A 20,687-nucleotide genomic window follows, 5' to 3' on the forward strand; every position below is an offset into this window, starting at 1 on the left:
GCCGGTCCGCCGCCTGAACAGTCCGCCTTAGCTGAACAGAAGCGAGGAGAGCTTCCGGCGGCCGGCCTTGGTGGCCGGATCCTCGAAGCCCCAGGCCTCGAAGAACTTCAGGAGCTGCTTGCGGGCCGCGCCGTCGTTCCAGGCCCGGTCCCGGCGGAAGGAGTCCAGCAGGGCGTCGGCGGCGGCGGCGCGATCGTCCATGGCGTTGAGCGCGACCGCGAGGTCGATCCGGGCCTGGTGATCGTTCGGGTCCGCGGCCAGGCGGCGTTCGTACTCCGCGAGCTTGCCGCGGGCTTCCCGGCCGGCGGCCGCGAGTTCGAGGGCGGAGCGGACGGAGGCGATGTCGGCGTGGTCGCGGAGCTTGGCGGGGACGCCTTCCAGGAGCTGGAGGGCCTGGTCCTCCTGCTCGAGATCCATCAGGGCGCGGGCGGCACCGGCGAGGGCGGGGGCGTTCTCCGGCTCCTGCTGAAGGAGGGCGCCGTAGAGCTCCAGCGCGCCGTTGTGATCGCCCTCCTCGGCCGCGGCCTTGGCCTCGGCGAGAAGGTCAGCGGAGGGCATCTGGCCGCCGGCGAGCTTCAGCAGCGATTCGGTGAACTTCTTCACCTCGCTCTCGGGCAGGGCGCCCTGGAACAGGTCCGCGATCTGGCCCTGCCAGAAGGCGGCGACCGTCGGCACCGACTGGAGCGGCAGGCCGAGCTGGGCGAGCTGCTGCACGAGGGCGCGGTTCTGGTCGATGTCGATCTTCACCAGCCGGACGCGGCCGCCGGCCGCCTTTACCACCTTCTCCAGCGTGGGCGTCAGCTGCTTGCAGGGGCCGCACCAGGTTGCCCAGAAGTCCACGAGGACCGGCACCTCTCGCGAGGCGGCGATGACGTCCTGCATGAAGGTCTTCTGGTCGCCGTCCTTGATGATGTCGGCGGCGGGCTGCGGGCCCGCGGGGGCGGGGTTGCTGGGGTCCAGCAGGGTGCTCATGGGATCTGGCGCCTTCGAGGGGGCTTGTCGGGCCATAGATGCGGTCCAGGGGGGCATCAGGCAAGCGGGGCGGACAGGTCCACGAGTTCCGGCGGATGCCCGAGGCCGGTCAGGAAACGGACGAGGTCCGCCGATGACAGGGCCGTGGTCGCGGTGTTGGTCAAGGGGTGGACGTTCACGGGGCCTGGGCCTTCCGCGAGGCAGCGGTCCATCACCACCCGCACCGCGCCGGGGGCGGCATTGATCAGGGCGAGCGGCGTGACGGAGCCCGGACGGACGCCGAGGACCGTCCACAGTTCCTCCTCATTCGCCATGGACAGGCGGCCGGTGCCGAGGCGACGGGCGAGGGCGTTGATGGAGAGGGGCTGGTCCTCCTCTGCCACCACGAGGAGGTAGGGGCTGGGCGGCTTGGCGCGGAGGAAAAGATTCTTCACGTGCAGGCCGGGGAGTTCGCCCCGGAGGGTCTTGCTCTCCGCGACGGTGAAGAGGGGCGGGTGGCGGTGCGTGGTGGCCGGGATTCCGGACTCTTCCAGGTGGGCGAGAAGGGATTCGGGCGCGTACGGCATGGCGTGGTGATCGGACGTGCCGGGGTGGGTTGCAATCCCCTTCGCCCCGTGGCATTAGCCCGGCCCGCACGGAGCGCGGGCGTAGCTCAGGGGTAGAGCACGACCTTGCCAAGGTCGGGGTCGAGGGTTCGAATCCCTTCGCCCGCTCCAACAACTCCAGGCCGGACGGCAATCCGGTCGCGGGTCGCTAGCACGTTACTAGCACGCACATGGGTTGAAGATTTCGAATCGTTGAGTGGTTCGATCGGGCGCCCGGCAAGGCGCCCGATTTCGTTTGCGAGGTCGTCCAGGGCCCTCCGTGCCCCGCCGTGGTAGTCGGGGCGGAACTTCGCATACCGCCCGGTCGTCCGGACATTGGGCATGGCGTGGCCCAGAAGCCCGGCAATCTCCAGTTCCGGCACTCCGCGCGCCCGCAGCTCGGTCGCGACTGTGTGACGGATCGTGTAGGGCACCACATCCGGGCCCAGTCCTGCGGCCTCCCGGATTGTGCGGAACGTCTTGTTGACCTTCGCCACCGCCTTGCCGCGATAGGCCACCAATGGCCCCTCCGCGGCCGCAATCCAGGGGCGGAGGAAGTCAGGCATCGGCACCACAGGCCGCCGCTTCTTCGTCCGTGCCTTCCCCGGCGGGTTCAGGTCGATCAGGCCGCGCTCGAGGTCGCACTGGAACCGCGTAAGCTCCAGGGCCGCCTCCGGCCGGGCCAGGGTGCCCAGCAGGACCATGAGGAACGCCTGGAGGTGCTGAGGCTCGCAGGCGTCCCACAAGGCCGCCAGCTCCGCCACAGTGAGCACCCGCTCCCGCGGTTCCCCGTCCGGCAGGGAGATGAACGGGAGCGGCCGGTCCAGCTCGCCATTCCTCCAGGCGTAGGTAACGGCCGCACTGGCGGCAGCCATACACCGCTTCACTGTGCCGGGGGCGTAGCCCTTCGCTAGTAGCGCACGGACCACCTCCCCCTGCCGCGGCATCGTCAGCTCGGCCACGGTAATGCCCTCGGGCAGGTGGGAGAGCACCAGGAAGAGATTGCGCTGCTGCTGGACGGCCGCGCGGACGTGCTGGCCGTGCGCGTGCCAGTAGCGGGCGAACACATCGCCCAGCACCGCCTCTCGCACCGCCTGATGGTCGCGTCGCGCATTCAGTGTGACCCACTCGGCAAGCGCATGCTTCGCGGCTTCAAGATCGTCAGTGCCGAGCGATGCGCGACGAGTCTGTCGCGTGGCGGGATCGAACCAGGTGCGGCACCACTGAGGGCTGTTGGGCCGCCTGCTGAGGAAGAAGTCTCCGATGCGGAACTCGGACTGGCTCTGTCTCGGCACGCGCGCACCTCCCCTGCGGTCAAGTATTCGGCCAGATGCGTCTCGGTATAGACGACGCCGCGCAGCCCACGACGAATGAACGAGATGTTCCCCCGCGCCCGCTCCCGCCGCAGCGTGGCGAGGGACAGGCCCAGCCGCTCCGCTGCCAGCGGCTCGGGGATCAGCTCGGGGATGCGTGTCACGTCAGCCACCGGCTGCACCTGCTGCGGGGCGCGGGTTCCAACCTTCGACCTCTCTGATCTCGTCGGGATCCAAAATCCCGCTCTTCACCGCGATCTCGTGCGACTTCCACCGCGCCTCCGGATCACCTCGCAGGAGTGTCGAAAGGTCAAACTCCAGCTCGTGGTCTTCGCGATCAGCCAGGCCGAATACGTTTCGGCGGAACGCACTTTCCAACTTGCGACACCAAGGTTGGATACAGAACGTCGCGAACCAAATGCTCGCCTGCGCCGCGTTAGTAAACGTGCTGTTCGAGTAGTCCTGGATGATCGGCGGCGGGACGTTGAAGATGCGGGCGATCTCCTCCGTCGTGAACTTCCGGCTCGCCAGCACCTCCGCGTCCTCCGGGCTGACGCTGATGCTCTGCCAACTCGCGCCCTCTTCCAAGATCAGCGTCCTGCGCGCGTTCCCGGTACCCGCAAAGGCGGCGTTGAACTCGCTCTTGAAGCGCTTATAGGCCGGCTCGGACATGCGCTTGCCTTCGGGCATCTTAACCGCGCCCGCTGGCGTCGCCTGATTGCGCCAGGTGTTCCCGCTCCAGGACTGGAGTGCCAGCGCGTTACCCACCGCATCTCTCGTGCGGCTGATCCGGCTGCGCCCGATCACGCCGTCGTCCGACCTGTCGCGCATGTGCAGAACTTCATCCTGGAGGTAGCGCCGCGTCCGCCCCGTCCCCTCCGTCACGTCGTAGGCCAGCCTGCCGCTTGCGAGGCGCACGACGGCGACGGATGGCCATGGCAGCGGGCGCAGGGAGATGGCACGGCCGGCGGCATCGTGCTCAATCGCGGCAAGGGCGTTCCCGTGCAGCAGCGCCGACGCGACTAGCCATTCGATCAGGTCGCCGCCGGCCTGGTGAGGGTTAGGATCGCGCAGCAAACGCGCGACGGGATGGTTCGGCAGCTCCGCGCGGCCCTGCGCGCTGACGAAGTAAACTCGCGGAATTAGGGACGCGACGGCGGAACTGATCGCGCCGACGCACGCGCTGACCGCGGCCAAGCCCTCCGCCGCGCCTGCGCTGACGTGGACGCCAGAGGCGGTAGACTGCACGCCGAGAACGTCCTCAAGGGTGGCGGGCGGCGACGGTGTGCTGCGCGTCTCCAGGCCCAGCAGGCGTGCGAGGATGCCGGCCATCTATAATGTCGCCACGAAGCGCTGGCGGACCAGGACGCCGCCCGGCTTGGTGAGGCTGCGTGCCTGAACGCTCGTCTGCGGATAGGCCGGCGGCGCACAGCAGATGGAGATTTCCACCAGGTCCACCGCCAGCAGCTCGCGGTGGTCGCGCGCCGGCCACCCTTCGCGGATCGCGATGAAGCCGAAGCTGCATCCGCTGGCGTCGCCACGCTGCACGAGTTCCAGGAGGTCCCCGGCGACGGTCGTATTCGGCAGGAGCACCGTGAAGGCGAGGCCGCGGTCATCTTCGTGAAGTTCAAGCGTGCCTGCCTTCGTGCGGCCGAGAAGTCGGGTATCGTCGTGATCCTGGAGCGCCCGCACGTCCGGGCTCCGCGCGAGGCACGCCGCGAAGGCCCCGCGCCGGATAACCTCCGTGAACGCGCCGCCGATGCGCGCGGGCGCGTCCCAGATAGCGGCGTGCCCAATCAGCCGCCGCCCTTCGGCCGCGCGCAGTTCCGGCACCGCCGCGCGCCGCTCCACGCGCGTCGCGGCGACCGAGGTCACGGCTTGATCCCGGTGATGCGCGCCAGCGCCGCCGGCCGCTGCACCAGCACGTCGCCGCGCCACCACGTCACGAAGGCGAGTTGCCCCGTGTCGGCGTATCGCTCCGTTAGTAGAGTGATCGTCAGCTGAGTCCGCACCCCGATGATTACCTCGCGGAAGTCGCCCAGGATGATCGGCGACGTGTTGCTGCTTGTGCCGGCGACCAAATTGGTCGGCACGCTCGTCGTCGTCAGCAGTGGCACGTTCGCGAGGCGAGGCGGCGTCGCGAGAGGCTGGCCCGTCGTGTCCGCGAAGCCTGCGACGGTCCGCGCCGTACGAGGCGCAGCGACCATCGCGGTCACGTCGCCAGCGTCGGCGGCTTCCAACGACGCTACGGCGTCGAGGATAGCGTTCCACGCAGCGAGCGCGCCGCCGTTGGTCCCCATGGTGATCGTCTGGATGCCTGGCGTGTTGTAGATGCCCAAGGGCTCATTGCCGGTGCCGGCGCCGAACAAGGCGGCCCGGTCAATCGCCAGCGCGGCTGATGCCGCGAAGGCGCCTCGGAGCGTGGCGTCCAGGTTCGCAGCGTCCTCAGCGAGCTCGCGGCTGATCTTGGTCAAAACCGCCCAGCTGTGCGCAGTCAGCGTCGGGGCATCGAGGCTAGGCTCGCTCTCCACGATGGGCGCGTTCTCGGCACGCCAGCCGCCCACCGGCAGCGAGAGGAGGCGAGCGAAGCGCACGGTTTGCGCGTCCATCGGGAACGTCCTGGCGCCGCCGCGTACCATGACGCTCCGGGCCCGCATGGCGTCGATCACCTCCGCGGCTAGTACTTGCGGGACGAGTGCGCCACCGGTGCCGACTGCGGCTTCCGCCATGGCGCGGCGCTCCGGCTCTGTGCGGGGCCCAAAGGCGAGCCCTCTGATTAGACCGCCGAGCGACAACGGCGACGCGCGGTGCTCCGGGCGGCGCTCCACGAAGCTGGTCAGTCGGTGACGGTGCTCCAACAGCGGCACGCGATCACCGGCTTGCGTCACCAGAATTTCGCCGTCGAATCCGTCCGGCACGCGCACGTCGGCGCCGGCGACGCGCACCCTCACCTCGCGCCCGTCATCCGCGCTACCGCCGCCAAGTGGTGTGCCGGCCGCGCGGCGCTCGCGGTCGTCCGCTTCTGCCCGATGGCTGATCGCGGCCTCCATCGTGTCCAGTTCCGTGCGGAGCGTGTCGAAGCGTTGGCGCTGCTCCGCGTTGAGGTCTGCGTCACCAGCGGCGTCGCTGATCCCGCGCAGTTCGGCGGTAGCGGCGGCGCGGCGCGCCAACAAGTCAACCAAGCGCGTCATGAGATAGGTCCTTCTACGGGTTCGGGCGCCGTCGCGGCGCGCGGGTTGTGGTGGGCGTCCATCGCGGGACCGTGCGCCTCTCGGCGTTCGCTCGGCCTGCCCGTGGCCAAAGGTGGTGCGCCAGCCGTGCGGCGAGCGCGGGTAGCGAGGAGGTCGCGATACATGCTGCTCGCTCGTGCCGTTACCGCGGCCTCGAAGTCGCGGTCGGTGAAGTTGACCCTGCCATGTGCAAACCCGCCGCCGAGCGTCGTGCAGTAGACGCCGGGATCACGCTCAATCAAGCGCGCGTCTCGGATCCTAATCGGCCCGACATGGACATCGAACAGGCAGCGGACGGTTCCCCCCCAGGCGAGTCGGGAGTCTCCCGCGGAGCGCATTCGGCTTAGGCGATAGGGATGCAACGCGTTAGCCACGCTCGTCCTCGAGCCGCTTGATGTGTTCAGCGAGTGTTTGATCTACCGAGTTCAGGAGGAACGTCGCGTTTAGGAGAATTCCACCCTGGTACCGCGGATTAGTCAGCGCTGGGTTAGGGCCTGCTTGGAAGCTTCGGCCGGCGATGTCCGAGTAGATGAAGAAGGGATCATTCTCGTTGCGATAGTGATAGAGCGGCGATGCGCGCCGCACATCCTCGCAGTAGCTACGCCTCGCCGCGTCGGCGTCGAATGGCTCAGCTGCTGCAATGGCAAGTCTGTCCAACCAGGACGCCTCCTTACCTTGTACCTTATCGGCCACACCCCGCATTGTGTCGGAGATGCTCGTCTGCCAGAGCATGAAGTTCAGGCACCGGGCCGCCGACTCCACCCTCGACGTGATCCTTACAAGTCGAGCTAGGAAAGCGAGCTGATACACGTCGACGAGGCAGAATTGACGCGCCCTTCCTCGGCCTGGCGAGCGCGAGCAGAGATCGAGCGGCGATTTGTTTATGAAGTTGGCGAGAGAGTCGCTGTCGATCTCCGCTGCGCGCTCGACAACAGCAGCAGGAAATTGGCGGCCGTTCACGACCTCCAACCGTGTACGGCCAGCCAGCCATTCGTGAAGTGAAAGGTGTTCGGTAGCCATACCGAACTATAGCCGAAGGCGGTTCAGTAGGTCAACCGAACTTTTCCCGCACGGCCCGGTGGGCCGGCACATGAGCCCACACGCATCAAGGCTGAACCCGGCCAAGTGCCGGGCAAGTCGCCGGATCTCACACCTTCACTGAGAAGTTGGGGGGTCAGGCGGTGTGTATCGCAGCTAAGCTGGACGTTAGCTAAAGCACGTGGAAACGGGGCAGCTTCTGGCTATTGACGTATTCCATGAACATCCTTCCCTCTTCTGTAATTTTCGCATTTTGCCCAGCAAGTTCAATCAGCCCCTGATCTACTAGGAAGGCAGCCCAAAGGCCGAAATCGCCTACTGGAACCGCGTCTGCTCTTCCTGCTGTCTGCAAGCGGTGACGGTCCGAATGGGTCTCGTAGTAGGGCTGAAAATTGACCTCCCCATTTATCGACATCGCAGCTGCTAGCGCTTCCAGCTGTGAATCGAAGATGATCATGTAAATGCGGAGATACTTGTTGACTAGTTGACTCGCCGCCAAGTGCGAAGTGAGCCGTCCCTCGCGAAGGGAAACGTCATTAGGCTCGATTCGATTCAGATCTTCGCGGATCCTGGTCGCTTGCTGAAGCAGGACTGGGTTCGTAGTGGCCGACGGCGCAACGATAGCAAGTGTTTCAGCTACAGGTTTCAGAAGTGCCTGGGCCGTTAAGACATCCACAAATTCCACGCCTGTCAGTCCTGCTTTCCTCGTGCGGAGGATCAATGCTCGAAGTTCCGTGCGGAAGTACCACCCTCCGAGCGCCACCAAAGCCGGCCAGGAAAAGCTTGCAACACCTTTGAGCAGCTCAGCAGTGGCTCTTGCACCCTCAGAAGTTGCGCGCGCCAAAAGCACGACAAGACAAAGAAGATAAATTTGGAGCCAAAATCGCGGGCTCTTAACGCAGGCCCAAAAGACTTTGGAAGCCGTGTCGAGCATCGCCCCTCCGAGGTTCTACCACCACAATGATTCTCGCGGGCCAGCGTTGGGCACCTGTCTTCGGTACCGCTTCCAACCCTGGCTGCAATTTCTCGATCGCTATAGCACGTTCCCAGTATGAAGGCAGGTCAGAGATCGCTTCTCAAGGATCGTCTGCCCAGGCGAGCGGCAGGCAGCCGGCGCCAGAACTAATGGTTACCCCACCCCCAGTTCCTAATTTCGCGGGAATAGAAGAACCGGCCCAGGCCGGTCCGGATCCCCAGCTCGGAGAGATTTCCACGAGCCCTCGTCGCCGCTCCCCACGCGCATCAGCGTCCACCCCGTCTGCGGTCCGGCGGGGGCAGCGCGGGCGGCAGGGTACGGAGGCGCCGGGCCTGGCGGCATGCGCTGCACTCCGTTCGCACGTCGGCGCCGGCGGCGACCACTGCGGCGACGGACGAGCGCGAGCACGCCGGTACCTCGCACCGCGGCAGCACCGCCAGCAGCTCGCGCAGGGCCCATGCCTGGGCAGGGGTGGCCGGGGCTCTCCACCTCCCCCACATCGCCGGCGCCGCCTGCGGTCGCCAGGGACGTTCCAGCAGGGCCGTTGCGGCCGGTGAGGCGGTCGGCCTCCCGGATAGGGATAGGCCCCCTTCCCTCTTGCTCACCTACCCTGCCAGAGGCTGACGAGGGCGGGTCGGCTGGAGCGTGGGTATCGCGTGGGACGTTGGGGTCCCCCCCTATAGGGGGACCCCACGCGCCCCACGCACCCCACGCGGCCCCTTCCAAACCCCCACGCAGACTCCCACGCAAATCCCCACGCACCCCACGCGCGCTCATATGAGCCAAACCCAGTCGTCCGACAGCCCGACCTTCTGTTTGTCTTTCAGCTGGTTGAGAGCTTCGCGCAGCCGGTCGCGATCCTTGGCGGTCAGGTTTCCGTGGGAGTCCAGGTCGAACCGGCCACTCCCACGCAGCCCGGATCGCAGACTCCCACGCGACAGGCATCGGACAGGGTCCATCCCCGACTTCGGCGGCCTCACCACCACCGCTGCGGAGGTGGCGAAGAGATCCGCCAGTTCGCGCAGCCAACCAGCCTGAGCATCGGTCAAGCGCTTGCCCTTTGGCTCCCGCACCTGCTCCTCCCGATGCGCCTCACTCGCCACCGGACGGAGGATGCGGTCCCCGTCATCGTCCACGCCCAGGTCTACAGTCTCGATGGAAAAGCCCTCCGTGCCGGCACAGGTGCCATTCCGGTTCTTCTTCATGATGATCGTGCGATCTTCGTGGCGCTCGCCGCGCACGAGGATCAGGGCATCCGCGTCGCCGGTAAGGAGCCCATGGCCGCGGCCCGTCTCGCCGCCTTTCGCCGGATGGTGGACGGCGACGACCGCGCAACCCGTGGCATGGCTCAGGTCGCGAAGGACCCGGACGGCCGCCCCCATGGCGTCAGGGTCGTTCTCCCGCAGGGCAGGAAAGGCGGACGGAAGCGTATCCAAGATCAGGACGCCAGCGCCGAGTTGCAGCATCACCTCACGAAGCTCTTCGGCATCACCGCTCGCAGGTTCCGTGAGGTTCACGGGATGCGGCCAAAGGTGTAGGTCGCTGTCGCCCTCCCGCTCACGGAGCGCAGCGAACCGCTCCTGCATGTCGTCCCCGGCCTCGCACGCGACGTAGAGCACGCGTGTCAGTCGCGTGCGGCGGCCAAGGATGGTGCGGCCCGCGCCGATCCGGTGGCCCAACAATGGCGCGAGCAAGCTCTTTCCGGCGCCGGGCTCGCCCACCAGTAGGATGACGTTCCGCGGACGGATGATGCCCTTCACCACGTAGGCCGCATCGGGCCGCACCACGCACTCGGCAAGGGACAGCACGCGGCGGGGTGTGCGCGCCTCGGCGGCGCTGGGAAGGCCAGGCAGTGCCTCGTCGGACAGTCCCTGCGACCGACGCAGCATTTCGGTCATCACCGACGCCTCGTCGTCTTCAGGCGCGTCGTCGGGGTCGCAGTAAGAAATGCCGTCAGGCGACATGGGGCAGGTCCCCCATACCGAACTCGCGGCAGATCAGGTGCGCTGCCCGGCCGGGCTTGATCCCGCGGTGCAGGGCGAGGCGGGCGATCGGGTCAGGTGCCCAGGTCTTCGTTCTGGAGTCGTAGGAGCGGCCGGTGTAGCGCCCAACGAAGAGAGCCCGGTCGGGCAAGGCGTACTCGGTAGCGGGCTCCGGATCGCCGGGCCACCATTCCAGTCCGCCGGCTCCGTGCACCGCTGCTACTGCCTCGGCGCCCAGCAGCTTGCCGAAGCGCCAGCTCTCCACCGGGTCCAAGCAGAGACACGCGATCAGAAGCCAGTCCACGTCGCCCGCCTTCACGCCGCGGCGCTTTCGATCATCCTCGCGGAGGCGGGTCAGAAACGCGCTCGCAACCTCCGCCCGGATAAGGGCCAGGTGGTCCTCCGGGTCCTGCAGGGCGGCACTCATCGGCCATCCTCGAGCTGTGCGAGGGCCCTCATCGCCGGGTCGATAGTGGCAAAGCTTTCAATTACGGCGCCGCCCACGTGGAGAAGGGCGGCGATGGCCGGCAGCATTGCTCGTGTTGCTTCAGGCGAGGCAGGCAACCAGTCCAGCAGCCCCGGGCCGCGTTGCGTACGCAGCTCGCGGGCGGTCAGGTGGGCGTGCGGGGCACGGGTGAGCACAACGCAGAAGGGCCGGAGCGCCCCGGGGGTGGGGTCTACGTCGAGGCGAGGCATTACGTCAGCAGGGAGCAGGCACGGGGCAGACAGGGATGCCTCCCCGGCCGGACACCGGAGGACGGCTGTGCGGGGCGCCTGCGGCGCCGGGCGGGTGGACGGGCCACGGGATCCGGTGACGTCATGAGAGCCGCCCGGCGCCCGCAAGCGAGGCCGTAACGGTGGGTCGCCGGCCAGGCGGGGGGCCAGCCCGGCGAGGTGGTCGCGCAGGACGGCTGCAATCGGCCTCAGGCCGGCGGCATCGCCGCAGCCGTCCCCGTCGTCGGGGTGGCGGTTCGGGGTCTTCCTCGGTAGAACGCTGCTCGCACGCATCGTGTGCCAAGTCCTTGTGGCAGCGTGCGGACTAGTGAATGCTGGCGCTCACTTAAGTCGCTGGAAACGCTTGGCTACCGTTGCGTTGCCAAGGTCGGGGTCGAGGGTTCGAATCCCTTCGCCCGCTCCAATCTTCCACAAGCTGAAGGTTCTCTGCCGTGGTCGGGATGCAGTCGTGCGCCCCGTGCCGCGGGTATCTGCGTGCTCAGCTTGAGGGTTCGACTTCGGAACGAGCGGTGCTTTCTCTCTCCGGAGGCCGACTGTTCTCCGGAGCTTGGGAGTTAGGCGAGTTCGCCAACAAGGTTTAGTACGTTGTAATTAATGGTATTTTGGTTCCGCGCGGTGAGGCGGATTCCGTGTCCCTCTTCCCTGCCCTCGCCACAAGCTTTCACCAACGCATCGCTTCGGCCCCGACCATTCATCACATTCATGCGCTCGGCATGTATGTCTGCCCATCGCGCTTCGATGCCTCACCTTGCGCTAGCGCGTAAGGTGAAGCGGCAAGTCTCTACCTACCCGGGTTATGCAGCGACCGCTGCACGGCCCTCGAAGAGGTCGCGCCCTTGCACCAATGCCCGGATCTTTGCGTCGGCTACGTTGCGTTTGAGCATCCAGAAGCCGCAGTCCGGGTGGATGTAGCGCACGCGGCCTGGGCCGATAGACTTCTCCGCCCGCTCGATCATGCGAGCGATGGAGTCGGGCGTCTCGACGTCCGTTCGCTTGATGTCCACGACGCCCAGGCCCATCCCGATCTCCGGCCGCAGGTCGCGGAAGGCGGTCAGTTCCTCCGGCGGGCGATGGGCGTTCTCCATCACAACGTGATCCACCTGCAGGCTGTTCAGGTAGCCGATCAGCTTGTCCCAGGTGCCCTTCTGGATGGACTGGCCGCCGTAATTGCCGAAGCAGAGATGCACGGCCGGGGTGGCCCTCACGGCGCGTAGGACGCGGTTGATCGCCTCGGCCGCCCAGGGCGCCTCGTCCGGCGATCCGGGCAGGTTCGCCTCGTCCACCTGAATGACCGCGGCATCGCACTCTGCCACCTGCTCGGCCAGCACGTCGGCGATGGCGAAGGCGACCTTCTCCACACTGCCGTAGTGGCGGTCGATGAGGGTCTTGGCCAGCATGTGTGGGCCAGTGAGGGTGAACTTCAGCGGCTTCGAGGCCAGCCGCACGGCCTGCATGCAAGCCGCCGGTAAGTCGAGCGTGCCGTGGCCAATCGGGCCGTCCACCACGCCGGGTGGGCGCATCCGGAAGCCCATGCCGCGCTGCTTCCGATACGCGATCACCTCGTCGAAGGTCGCATCATTGCGGATGCCTGTCATAGGACGGGTGAAGAACTCGATCATCCCGTTGGTCTCGGGATGGTTCACGTCGAAACGGTAGAGCTCGCCGTCGCAGACGAGGTCGATGCCGGCCTGCTCCTGGATGGCGATGACGGTGCGGGTGGCGTCCGTCACCGCCGTCTCACTGGGGGAGGACGCCAGCCAGTCCGGCACGGGGTAAGAACCGACGACGGTGGTTCGAATGCGGGGTTCGGTCATAGTGTGTCCTTCCCTCAGGGCAGGCGGATAGCGGGATCGAGCAGGTCGTTAGTGAAGACCTGGGCGGGCTGCAGGCCTTGGACGTTGAAGGCGTCGCGCACGGCGGCCACCGTCGTCTCCACTCGCGCAGGATCGAAGCCGCCAAGCGACCGATTGGCGCCCGGTTCATCTTGCATCAGCCGCACCACGAGATCCCAGGATACCCGCAGGTCCTCCAGGCTCGTGTTGGAGGGGCCAACGACCGCCTGCTGGCAGGCTTCCGGCTGCTGCACGCACTCCGCATAGGCACGCTGCGTCACGCGGATGAAGCGCCGCGCCGCGTCCTGGTTGGCGCGCAGCCAGGCACCATTGGCAAAGAAGGCGTTGCCATAGGGGTTGAAGCCAATGTCGCGCGTCAGCACGAAGCCCAGGTCGCTCCCAAAGACGCGCTCATAGATATAGTGGACGTTGTAGAAATGCGTGGTGGCGTCGATGGCTCCGGATTGCAGGGAGGCGACCTTCGCCTCGGGCGCGATATTCACCCAGGTTACGTCGTTCGGACCGAGGTTCAGCGCGCGCGCGATCATCGGCCACATCACGCGGGCCGCATCCGCCGGCGGGGCGCCTAGCCGCCGGCCGCGCAGGTCGCCCGGCCCAGTGATGCCAGAGGATCGGCGCCAATAGAGCCCATAGGGCGACTGCACATAGATCGCCATGGCGGCGACGAGGTCCGCGCCCGCCCCGCGCACCTGCAGGGCGGCCGGCATGTCGATGATGCCGAACTGCGCCTGCCCCGCGCCCACGCGCTGGGCCGCGAATCCGGAGCCGCGGCCGTTCTCGATCGTTAAGTTGATGTTCACCTCACGGTAGAGGCCGCGCTGCTGCGCCCAGTAGAGCGGCGCGTGGTCAGAGCCCGGCACCCAGTTTAGGACGAGGGTGATGCGGTCCTGCGCCTCGGCCGGCCCGGCAACCCCGAGCGCGAGCAGCACCCCGGCCAGAAGTCTGCGGATCATGGTCCTGGTTCCTCCTGTCTTATTTAGCCCCTCAGGCCATGCCGAGGCGCCCATAGATGCGACGAGCATAGTCGCCGAAGACCGAGGTCGCGCGCACGTCCAGCGCGCGAGGCTCCGGCAGCGTCACCGTGAACTCATCGGCCATGCGGGCGGGACCGGCGGTCAGGACCACCACTCGCTCACCCAGGAAAACGGCCTCCTGCACGCCGTGGGTCACCAGCACGATCGTCTTACCGCTGGCCGTCCAGATGCGGCGCAGCTCCAGGTTCATCCGCTCCCGCGTCAGCGCATCCAGTGCGCCGAAAGGCTCGTCCATCAGCACCAGCTTCGGGTCGTGAATGAGGCTGCGGGCGATAGCGACGCGCTGTTGCATCCCGCCGGACAGCTCATGAGGAAAGCGGTCCTCCTGGCCGGACAGGCCGACCAACTCCAGCAGTTCCCGCGCCCGGTCTCGCGTGGCGCGGCGCGGCAAGCCGAGGATCTCCGCCGGCAGCAGCACGTTGTCGATCACACGCCGCCACTTCAGCAAGAGCGGTTGCTGGAAGGCGATGCCGATGTCGCGCCCGGGGTCAAATCCCGGGCCGCCGACGCGCATCGTGCCACCATCCCGATTCAGCAGGCCGGCCAGCATCTTGAGCAGTGTGGACTTGCCGCAGCCGGACGGCCCGACGAGGCAGACGAACTCTCCCTCCGCCACGTCGAAGGTGACGTCGGAGACCGCCGTCACCGCGCGCCCCTGGGCTCGGTAGGTCTTGGCGACGTTCGAGAGGTGGATGAAGGGCTGCGGGGCGTCCATGCTCAGCGCAACCGCGCGCTCGCCGGCACCGCTGCGTGCTCCAGTCCGACGACCGCGGCATAAAGCGCCACGCCGACGAGAGTGATGAGCACCAGCGCCATGAACATCGCCGGCGTGTCCACCGTCGCCTGGGCGGAGAGCATGACGAAGCCGAGTCCGGCCTCAGACCCGATGAACTCGCCCACAACCGTGCCGGCGATCGCCAGCACCGCCGCGACCCGCATTCCGGAGAAAAGATAGGGTAGCGCCGAGGGTAACTGAATTTTGCGGAACACCTGCCAGCGCGTGGCCCGCACCACGCGCACGAGGTCCAGCAGTTCCGGCTCAACCTCCGCCAGCCCGCGCGCGGTGGTGATGACGATCGGGAAGAAAGCGATGACGAAGGTGATGACGATGTTCGGGATCAGCCCGTAACCGAACCAGACAACGAAGATCGGTGCCAGCGCCACCTTCGGGATCAGGTTCAGTGTCACCAGCAGGGGCATTAGTGCCCGGCGCGCCGGGGCGGACCAGGTGAAGGTCACCGCGAGCGTGACGCCGACGCCGACCGCCAGCAGGAAACCTGCCGCAGCCTCGGATGCCGTGACAAGGAGGTGCCCTCCCCAGCCATAGCGCGGCACAAGGAGAGTCGCCGCCGTCTCCACTGGACCGGGCATGATGAAGCGTGGCACGCCACCGGGGCCGGTAGCCCAGGCCCACAGCGCCAGCAGAGCAAGATGCGCCAGTACCGCGGGCCCGTGACGCCTGACCATTCCTCTGTTCATGTCCCCTTCGGCGGCGCGACGATACGCGCTTCGACGGTGGAGACAACCGGCTGGTTACCTGGATAGACCTTAACCCCTTATCAAAGCCGGTAGGTTCCCGCCCAGGTTGCCGACCGGCCTCTAACGCCTTGGCAAAGCGGCTTCACGGGAAGTTCTGAAAACATGGGCTCATCCAGCACCCTCGATCTGGCTTAAAGTGCCCTTGTCGGCTTCTTATCCGACGGTGGAGAGGCGAGCTCTCAGTCCGCTTCGAGGGGCGGGAGGTGGTCCAAGCTCAGGGAGTGGATGGTGGGCGAGCTGCCGTGAACACGCCAGCTTAGATTGCGTTTCCAATATCCGAGATTGCCGATAGCGGACCGGCAGTTTCCGGGCGGAGCATTCGGGAAAGCGGCAGTCAGATCACGGGTGGTGCGCGGCCGCCCAGAGCCGACGGCGGCCCCGCCCGGATGGGCGGCGCCCGTTCAACGCCCCGCCTCGCGCAGGGCGCGTCGCCCGAAGGGGCCCCAGAGCTGGGCGTGCTCAACCAGCATCCGCTCCCGGCGCGGCCCGGCCGCGCGCCATTCGCGGATGCGCTGGGGCAGGCTCGGGTCGCGCCCCGCTTCCAGCCCGTCCAGCAGCTTGAGCCCGTCGAAGGGGTTGAGGTCGCGCCGGCTGACAAGGGGCGCGAACCGCCGGGCGGTGGCGACCCGGTCCACCGCCGCGGCGGCCTCGATGACCGTCGTCGCCGCTTTCAACGCCTCGGTCCCCGCACCGTTCGCCGTTCTGTCCTCCGGCGCCCGCTGCACCATCGCCGCCGCCTCGTCCAGCACGGCCGGCAGGTTCTCGCGCGGCGCCATCCGCAGCAGCGCCACCTGCGCCGCCGGACCGTTCATGAGCCGGTTGCGCCCTTCCAGCTGCGCCCCGAGCCCGCGCAGGGCCCGCGCCAGCGGCTCCCCGACGCCGGGCTCCTTTTCCAGCACCTGGAGGATAGGGAAGGTGTCGCGTGAATGCGGGAGGAGCGCCGCCGCGATGACGTCGCTCGCCCGCGCGCGGTCGAGCAGCAGCAGCGCGTTCCAGTAGGGGTTCTGGACCTGTAGGCGCCACATGGTGTCCGGGTCGGCCCGGCGGGCGAGCAGGCGGTCGAAGGCCATCTGGCGCGTGTCCGGCCGCAGTTGCGGCGCGAAGCGGAGCACGAGCCGCAGGCCGAGATCGTCGAAGCGGGGCGGCGCTTCCGTTGCCAACAGCCCCGGCAGCCGCGCTTCCGTCCAGGCGAGCGTCGCCGCGGCGAGCAGCAGGTCATCCCAAAGGCTCGCCCACGGGAGGTCGTCGTCGAGGGCATCGGGTGGCAGGCCCTGCCGCAGCGCTTCCAGCAGCGGCGAGCGGCGCGGGTCCGGGTTCCCCGCGATGCCGCGCAGCAAGGCCCGGCGCAGCGCCGGCGTTTCGGCGCCGGGCACGCGCGACGCCAGGAGGGGCAGCGGCCAGGGCTCCTGTCCCACGGAGGGGGCCGGCGGCGACGCCCCCGGCCTGTGGAACAAGGGCGAGGGCGGCTGCGCCAGAACGGCGTCGAGGCGTGCCTCCACGGCCGCCCATTCGCCGGGACGGTCCCGTTGCGCGACGGCCGCTTCCGCTTCCACGGCCCGGAACACCTCGCCGGGCTCCCCGGTCAGGGCATTGAGGCGCGCCCGCACGGCCGCCTGGTCCAGGGGGCGAGGCTCGGGGCTGCGGGCCGGCGTGTTCCGGCGGAAGAGTTCTTCCAGGCGCTGCATGGCCTGATCCCTCTCGGGGGTTTGTGCCCCGACGGCCGGTGCTGCCAGGAGCAGGATGGCGAGAAGGGAGGCGGGAAGTTTCATTGTTGATCCGAACGGGTATCCCGATTTTCCGCATCGGCACAAGGGCCGCGGCACGGAACGCCCCCGCGGCGCAGCCTTTAGGTCCGCTTGCGGAGGGGCGGCGCCGGCGCCCGGATGTCCGGGTTGGGCGCTGAGCAGAAGCTGTCGTGGGGCTAGATGGAGCGTTCGGCTCAGCGCCTGCTATGGTCGGCGCGTGCAGCCATTGGTGGTCTCCTGGTACGACTCGAACGCCGGCCGGCTGGCGGTGGCCTACGAGGCAGTTCAACCAACGATTACCCGCGGCTGGCTCGCCGAACTTCTGCCCAGACCGCCTGCTATGGTCATCGACGTCGGCGCGGGGACAGGGCGGGACGCGGCTGCCTTCGCCGAGGCTGGATATGAGGTGATCGCAGTCGAGCCCTCGCCCGGCATGCGGGCCGAGGCCGAGCGGCGGCACGCGTCACCCAGGATCCGCTGGCTTGCCGACAGCCTACCAGCCTTATCGACCGTGACACGCGCGGGCGTTGCGGCCGACATCGTCTGCCTGAGTGCCGTCTGGCAGCACGTTGCCCCAGCGGACCGGCCACGCGCTTTCCGCAAGCTGGCAGGCCTACTGCGATCAGGCGGGCTGCTGACGATGACGCTCCGCCACGGCCCCGATGATGGCCGCGGCGGATATCCCGTCAGCCTCGCTGAGGTGGAGGCCCTGGCCAGGAGCCATGGCATGGAGGTGGTCCGGGCGGTGCCGTCCCCCGATCTCCAGGGCAGGCCGGATGTCTCCTGGACGGCCGTTGTCCTTCGCCTACCGGATGACGGGACAGGCGCCCTGCCCCTGCTGCGGCACCTAATCCTGCAAGACGCCAAGAGTGCGACCTACAAGCTGGGTCTGCTCCGAGCCCTGTGCCGGGCAGCGGATGGCTCGGCAGGGCTGGCTGAGGAGGACGGCGACGACCACGTCCGGCTGCCACTGGGGCTGGTCGCCCTGAACTGGCTGCGGCTCTACCTCCCGTTGGTCAGGGCGGACCTGCCCCAGGCTCCGGGCAATCGACGCGGGGCCGAGGGCCTGGGCTTCGCGGGGCCGGGCTGGAGGGCCCTGGAAGGGGGAGCCCTGTCGCCCCTCGACCTGCGGGTCGGCGCCGTGCTCGGTGAGACTGCGGCGATAGCGCTCCACAGCGCCCTACGCGAGGCGGCGGACCACATCATCCGCATGCCCGCGAACTATCTGACGTTCCCCGGCGGCGCGCGTATCCTCGAGACCACCCGCGCCCGAGCTGGACGGCATTCCGGCGGGTTGGTCGTGGATGGCGCCTTCCTCTCCGGCCTCGGCACCATGCGGGTGCCGCGTCACCTGTGGAGGGCGATGCAGCGCTTCGCGGTCTGGGTGGAACCCGCACTCGTCTCCGAGTGGATGCGCCTCATGCAGAGCTACGCCTCCGCCCAGGGCAGGACGTCGGAGGCGGGTGTCATGGCTGCGGCGATGACCTGGGCCGATCCCGTCCGCGACGTCGCCGTGCCTCGCGCCCGGGCGCTGGCGCTCATGGACGGTGGAGCCGTCGTCCACTGCGTCTGGAGCGGCAGGCGTCTGACGCCGGAGACCCTGGACGTCGACCACTGCATGCCTTGGTCGGCTTGGCCCTGCAGTGATCTCTGGAATCTGATGCCGTCTCATCGGCGGGTGAACCAGCACGGCAAGCGCGACCGACTGCCCTCGGCCGAAGCCCTGCAACAGGCGGGACCGGCGATTGCCGACTGGTGGTCGGCAGCCTACCTCGGTCCTGAGGATCGGGTGCTGCCAGTGCGGTTCGCCTCCGAGGCCCGAGCCAGCCTGCCCGGCCTCGCCTCCTCTGACACGACAGGCACTCGGGAGGTACACGTCGCGATGGCGTTGCAGCGCGCCCGCCTGCGCCAGGATCAAAGCGTTCCGGAGTGGAGCTGGAGTTCATGAGTCCGGAGCGCCGTGCCATCCCGCCACCGACCTGCCCCCCCCCGCCGTTCTTGCGATTGGCCGATGTTGGCCGGAAGCGGCCGGGTGGCTCACAAGCCCGGATAGCGCGGAAGCGGACTTCGACGTTCGCGAACCGAAGAGCCACGTCCGACCCATTCCAGACTTTCTCATCTGGCCAGCTGGGGTCTGATTGGTAGGGCCAAGCGCCCATCGGTCTGACGATCACAGGGGCGCTGGCTTCGCGCACATCCGGACATGCGCTGGGCCGCCGCCTTCGCAAAAAAGCGGTACAGGAGGCTGCACACGATGGAACACCCGTGGCGAAGAAGGAATAGTTCGCGGCATGGCGGCGCAAGCCTCCGTTCACAACCGGTTAAGCGAAGATGCCCACGATCAACGGAATGGAACTGCCGCTTCCAAAACGCTGGCAAGACTTCGAGTCCATCACGCGCGATGCGATGGCGCTGAAATGGAAGAGCCCAAACCTACAGAAGAATGGACGGGACGGACAGAAGCAACACGGGGTCGACATTTGGGGGCCGGACGAGATCGGACGCCGCGTCGGCATCCAGTGCAAGCGCTATAAGCCGCCTCTCTCCTTCGACATCGTTACCGCCGAAGTGGTGAACGCCGAAAAATTTGGGCCACTATCCACACTTTGGATCGCCACGACTTGTGATCACGACGCCCCGCTTCAGCATAAGGTACGCACATTATCCGACCAGCGCGTCGCGCAGGGTAAGTTCGCCGTCGGAATTTTGTTCTGGGAAGACAGTGTCGATGGGCTGAAACTCAACCCCTCTATGTTCAAGTCACATTATCCCCAGGTGGCTCTGAGCGCCGACCCCACGATCAACAGGGAGAGGCTGATCGCGGCTCTTGAACTCGGCTATTATGGCGCTGACCTCTGGGCCTACGTTATTCTAATCTACGGCGAGTTTGGCTGGATGGCCCAGGCCGATCCGGATGAACTCATCGCAACCCTGCGGCTTCTAGAGCAGCGCACAAACCAACTCCTGGCGCCGGACGACGCGTTGCCGATCCTCGAATCGCTGGCTGCGATCCGCCAGGGCTGCAGCACGCCCAAGACAAAGAAGTCCGAGTGGGATCCCGTAGAGGAGCATGCCAAGCGGATCGGCATCCGGCTCGGCCGAGCCACCTCGCTTCTTCCCCTAGCAGAGTCGAACATGCTCGACTTGGCACTTCACCTCGGCCGACTTTACCACTCACTCGACGAGGCGCCGAAACCGAAGTTGCGCGAAAGTATCGAGAGCAAGGTGCGCGCTGTGCTTCCTCCGAGCAGCAATGCCGCCATTTGCAAGAAGTTCGCCGAGGCCAAGAAGCTCCGGGACGGCTATAGATGGGTGATGCGGGTCTACTCCCTGCTCGACCACGAGGTCCGCTGGTTGTTGGGCTGATATTCGATTTCCAGCGCACCCCGCGGTCCTGCCCACGCGGACGGGCTCGACTACGCCAGAACGGTTGGTGCCCTTGCCCTTTTCGCGGGACACTGGCGCTGTCGTACGTCCGTTTCGCGGCATCCAGCCCGCGAGCTGGTCGTCCCGTGACGGCCAGAACACGCATAGCGGGCGATTTCGGGTAGGCTGCGTTCATGTCCGCTCACGAGGTTAAAGCAGGCATCTGTGCGGTGACCGGCTGTAGCCACTTACCCCTCATCCTGTCGCCGGACGTCGCGAGCTCGATGTCCGCTCCGAGAGGTGTCAGCGACGCCCAGCAT

Annotated in this window: 17 protein-coding genes, 1 tRNA gene and 2 pseudogenes; 5 read left to right on the forward strand and 15 right to left on the reverse strand. The window is 67.4% G+C overall.

The features are described from left to right. Window positions 1–27 precede the first annotated feature (27 nt). Both ACP6CK_RS14945 and ACP6CK_RS14950 read right to left on the reverse strand, forming a co-directional pair. A complete protein-coding gene (locus ACP6CK_RS14945) occupies window positions 28–972 on the reverse strand; it encodes a tetratricopeptide repeat protein (protein ID WP_426954104.1) in 945 nt (314 codons plus the stop codon). Between the two features lie 56 nt (window positions 973–1,028). Further along, window positions 1,029–1,538, reverse strand: a complete 510-nt coding sequence (locus ACP6CK_RS14950; protein ID WP_426954105.1) for a prolyl-tRNA synthetase associated domain-containing protein — start codon at window positions 1,536–1,538, stop codon at window positions 1,029–1,031. 75 nt (window positions 1,539–1,613) lie between these two features. Between ACP6CK_RS14950 and ACP6CK_RS14955 the strand changes: the two genes are divergently transcribed. Continuing rightward, a tRNA-Gly gene (locus ACP6CK_RS14955) sits at window positions 1,614–1,688 on the forward strand. Between the two features lie 188 nt (window positions 1,689–1,876). On the opposite strand, the pseudogene ACP6CK_RS14960 reads toward ACP6CK_RS14955, so the two are convergent. Further along, window positions 1,877–2,503, reverse strand: a pseudogene (locus ACP6CK_RS14960) (tyrosine-type recombinase/integrase); the annotation flags it as partial. 33 nt (window positions 2,504–2,536) lie between these two features. On the opposite strand from ACP6CK_RS14960, the gene ACP6CK_RS14965 reads away from it, so the two are divergent. Continuing rightward, window positions 2,537–2,902, forward strand: coding sequence for a hypothetical protein (locus tag ACP6CK_RS14965; RefSeq protein ID WP_426954106.1), 366 nt, complete (start codon window positions 2,537–2,539; stop codon window positions 2,900–2,902). A gap of 132 nt (window positions 2,903–3,034) precedes the next feature. Here ACP6CK_RS14965 and ACP6CK_RS14970 read toward each other — a convergent pair whose 3' ends face one another. The 12 genes from ACP6CK_RS14970 to ACP6CK_RS15025 form a co-directional block, all read right to left on the reverse strand. After that, window positions 3,035–4,201 carry a phage portal protein gene (locus ACP6CK_RS14970; protein ID WP_426954107.1) on the reverse strand — a complete coding sequence of 389 codons (1,167 nt, stop codon included), beginning with the start codon at window positions 4,199–4,201 and terminating at the stop codon, window positions 3,035–3,037. After that, the gene (locus ACP6CK_RS14975; RefSeq protein WP_426954108.1) at window positions 4,202–4,744 is read right to left on the reverse strand and encodes an HK97 family phage prohead protease; all 543 of its coding nucleotides are present in this window, start codon (window positions 4,742–4,744) and stop codon (window positions 4,202–4,204) included. Further along, entirely contained in the window at window positions 4,741–6,060 is a 1,320-nt protein-coding gene (locus tag ACP6CK_RS14980; RefSeq protein WP_426954109.1) for a phage major capsid protein, read from the reverse strand. Before ACP6CK_RS14980 ends, ACP6CK_RS14975 begins: the two co-directional genes overlap by 4 nt. A 405-nt stretch (window positions 6,061–6,465) precedes the next feature. Beyond that, the gene (locus tag ACP6CK_RS14985; RefSeq protein WP_426954110.1) at window positions 6,466–7,059 is read right to left on the reverse strand and encodes a hypothetical protein; all 594 of its coding nucleotides are present in this window, start codon (window positions 7,057–7,059) and stop codon (window positions 6,466–6,468) included. A gap of 250 nt (window positions 7,060–7,309) precedes the next feature. Beyond that, window positions 7,310–8,071 (reverse strand): hypothetical protein, encoded by a 762-nt coding sequence (locus ACP6CK_RS14990; RefSeq protein ID WP_426954111.1) that lies wholly within the window; start codon window positions 8,069–8,071, stop codon window positions 7,310–7,312. 815 nt (window positions 8,072–8,886) lie between these two features. Then, the gene (locus ACP6CK_RS14995; RefSeq protein WP_426954112.1) at window positions 8,887–10,077 is read right to left on the reverse strand and encodes an AAA family ATPase; all 1,191 of its coding nucleotides are present in this window, start codon (window positions 10,075–10,077) and stop codon (window positions 8,887–8,889) included. Continuing rightward, window positions 10,067–10,522 carry a hypothetical protein gene (locus tag ACP6CK_RS15000; RefSeq protein ID WP_426954113.1) on the reverse strand — a complete coding sequence of 152 codons (456 nt, stop codon included), beginning with the start codon at window positions 10,520–10,522 and terminating at the stop codon, window positions 10,067–10,069. Before ACP6CK_RS15000 ends, ACP6CK_RS14995 begins: the two co-directional genes overlap by 11 nt. 1,102 nt (window positions 10,523–11,624) lie before the next feature. Continuing rightward, complete coding sequence (locus ACP6CK_RS15005) at window positions 11,625–12,644, reverse strand: cobalamin-independent methionine synthase II family protein (RefSeq protein ID WP_426954114.1); 1,020 nt, start codon at window positions 12,642–12,644, stop codon at window positions 11,625–11,627. A 14-nt stretch (window positions 12,645–12,658) separates the two neighbouring features. After that, window positions 12,659–13,636, reverse strand: a complete 978-nt coding sequence (locus ACP6CK_RS15010) for an ABC transporter substrate-binding protein (protein WP_426954115.1) — start codon at window positions 13,634–13,636, stop codon at window positions 12,659–12,661. A gap of 31 nt (window positions 13,637–13,667) precedes the next feature. Next, entirely contained in the window at window positions 13,668–14,432 is a 765-nt protein-coding gene (locus ACP6CK_RS15015) for an ABC transporter ATP-binding protein (RefSeq protein ID WP_426954116.1), read from the reverse strand. Window positions 14,433–14,434: 2 nt separating this feature from the next. After that, complete coding sequence (locus ACP6CK_RS15020) at window positions 14,435–15,184, reverse strand: ABC transporter permease (RefSeq protein WP_426954117.1); 750 nt, start codon at window positions 15,182–15,184, stop codon at window positions 14,435–14,437. A gap of 473 nt (window positions 15,185–15,657) precedes the next feature. Next, window positions 15,658–16,941, reverse strand: coding sequence for a hypothetical protein (locus tag ACP6CK_RS15025; protein WP_426954118.1), 1,284 nt, complete (start codon window positions 16,939–16,941; stop codon window positions 15,658–15,660). A gap of 55 nt (window positions 16,942–16,996) precedes the next feature. Here ACP6CK_RS15025 and ACP6CK_RS15030 point away from each other — a divergent pair. From ACP6CK_RS15030 to ACP6CK_RS15040, 3 genes and pseudogenes are all read left to right on the forward strand, one after another. Beyond that, window positions 16,997–17,635, forward strand: a pseudogene (locus tag ACP6CK_RS15030) (class I SAM-dependent methyltransferase); the annotation flags it as partial. Window positions 17,636–17,641: 6 nt separating this feature from the next. Further along, a complete protein-coding gene (locus ACP6CK_RS15035) occupies window positions 17,642–18,949 on the forward strand; it encodes an HNH endonuclease (RefSeq protein ID WP_426959916.1) in 1,308 nt (435 codons plus the stop codon). Between the two features lie 383 nt (window positions 18,950–19,332). Continuing rightward, window positions 19,333–20,367 (forward strand): hypothetical protein, encoded by a 1,035-nt coding sequence (locus ACP6CK_RS15040; RefSeq protein WP_426954119.1) that lies wholly within the window; start codon window positions 19,333–19,335, stop codon window positions 20,365–20,367. Window positions 20,368–20,687 lie beyond the last annotated feature (320 nt).

It is taken from the genome of Muricoccus radiodurans (genome assembly GCF_050154705.1).
Lineage (GTDB): Bacteria > Pseudomonadota > Alphaproteobacteria > Acetobacterales > Acetobacteraceae > Roseomonas > Roseomonas radiodurans.

What these genes read in the sequence shown, in the direction of transcription:
- ACP6CK_RS15010 (WP_426954115.1), bottom strand. Translation starts at nt 13,636, where the DNA reads ATGATCCGCAGACTTCTGGCCGGGGTGCTGCTCGCGCTCGGGGTTGCC.
- ACP6CK_RS14980 (WP_426954109.1), bottom strand. Translation starts at nt 6,060, where the DNA reads ATGACGCGCTTGGTTGACTTGTTGGCGCGCCGCGCCGCCGCTACCGCC.
- ACP6CK_RS15015 (WP_426954116.1), bottom strand. Translation starts at nt 14,432, where the DNA reads ATGGACGCCCCGCAGCCCTTCATCCACCTCTCGAACGTCGCCAAGACC.
- ACP6CK_RS15025 (WP_426954118.1), bottom strand. Translation starts at nt 16,941, where the DNA reads ATGCAGCGCCTGGAAGAACTCTTCCGCCGGAACACGCCGGCCCGCAGC.
- ACP6CK_RS14950 (WP_426954105.1), bottom strand. Translation starts at nt 1,538, where the DNA reads ATGCCGTACGCGCCCGAATCCCTTCTCGCCCACCTGGAAGAGTCCGGA.
- ACP6CK_RS15005 (WP_426954114.1), bottom strand. Translation starts at nt 12,644, where the DNA reads ATGACCGAACCCCGCATTCGAACCACCGTCGTCGGTTCTTACCCCGTG.
- ACP6CK_RS15040 (WP_426954119.1), top strand. Translation starts at nt 19,333, where the DNA reads ATGCCCACGATCAACGGAATGGAACTGCCGCTTCCAAAACGCTGGCAA.
- ACP6CK_RS14990 (WP_426954111.1), bottom strand. Translation starts at nt 8,071, where the DNA reads ATGCTCGACACGGCTTCCAAAGTCTTTTGGGCCTGCGTTAAGAGCCCG.
- ACP6CK_RS14995 (WP_426954112.1), bottom strand. Translation starts at nt 10,077, where the DNA reads ATGTCGCCTGACGGCATTTCTTACTGCGACCCCGACGACGCGCCTGAA.
- ACP6CK_RS15035 (WP_426959916.1), top strand. Translation starts at nt 17,642, where the DNA reads ATGACGCTCCGCCACGGCCCCGATGATGGCCGCGGCGGATATCCCGTC.
- ACP6CK_RS15020 (WP_426954117.1), bottom strand. Translation starts at nt 15,184, where the DNA reads ATGGTCAGGCGTCACGGGCCCGCGGTACTGGCGCATCTTGCTCTGCTG.
- ACP6CK_RS15000 (WP_426954113.1), bottom strand. Translation starts at nt 10,522, where the DNA reads ATGAGTGCCGCCCTGCAGGACCCGGAGGACCACCTGGCCCTTATCCGG.
- ACP6CK_RS14945 (WP_426954104.1), bottom strand. Translation starts at nt 972, where the DNA reads ATGAGCACCCTGCTGGACCCCAGCAACCCCGCCCCCGCGGGCCCGCAG.
- ACP6CK_RS14970 (WP_426954107.1), bottom strand. Translation starts at nt 4,201, where the DNA reads ATGGCCGGCATCCTCGCACGCCTGCTGGGCCTGGAGACGCGCAGCACA.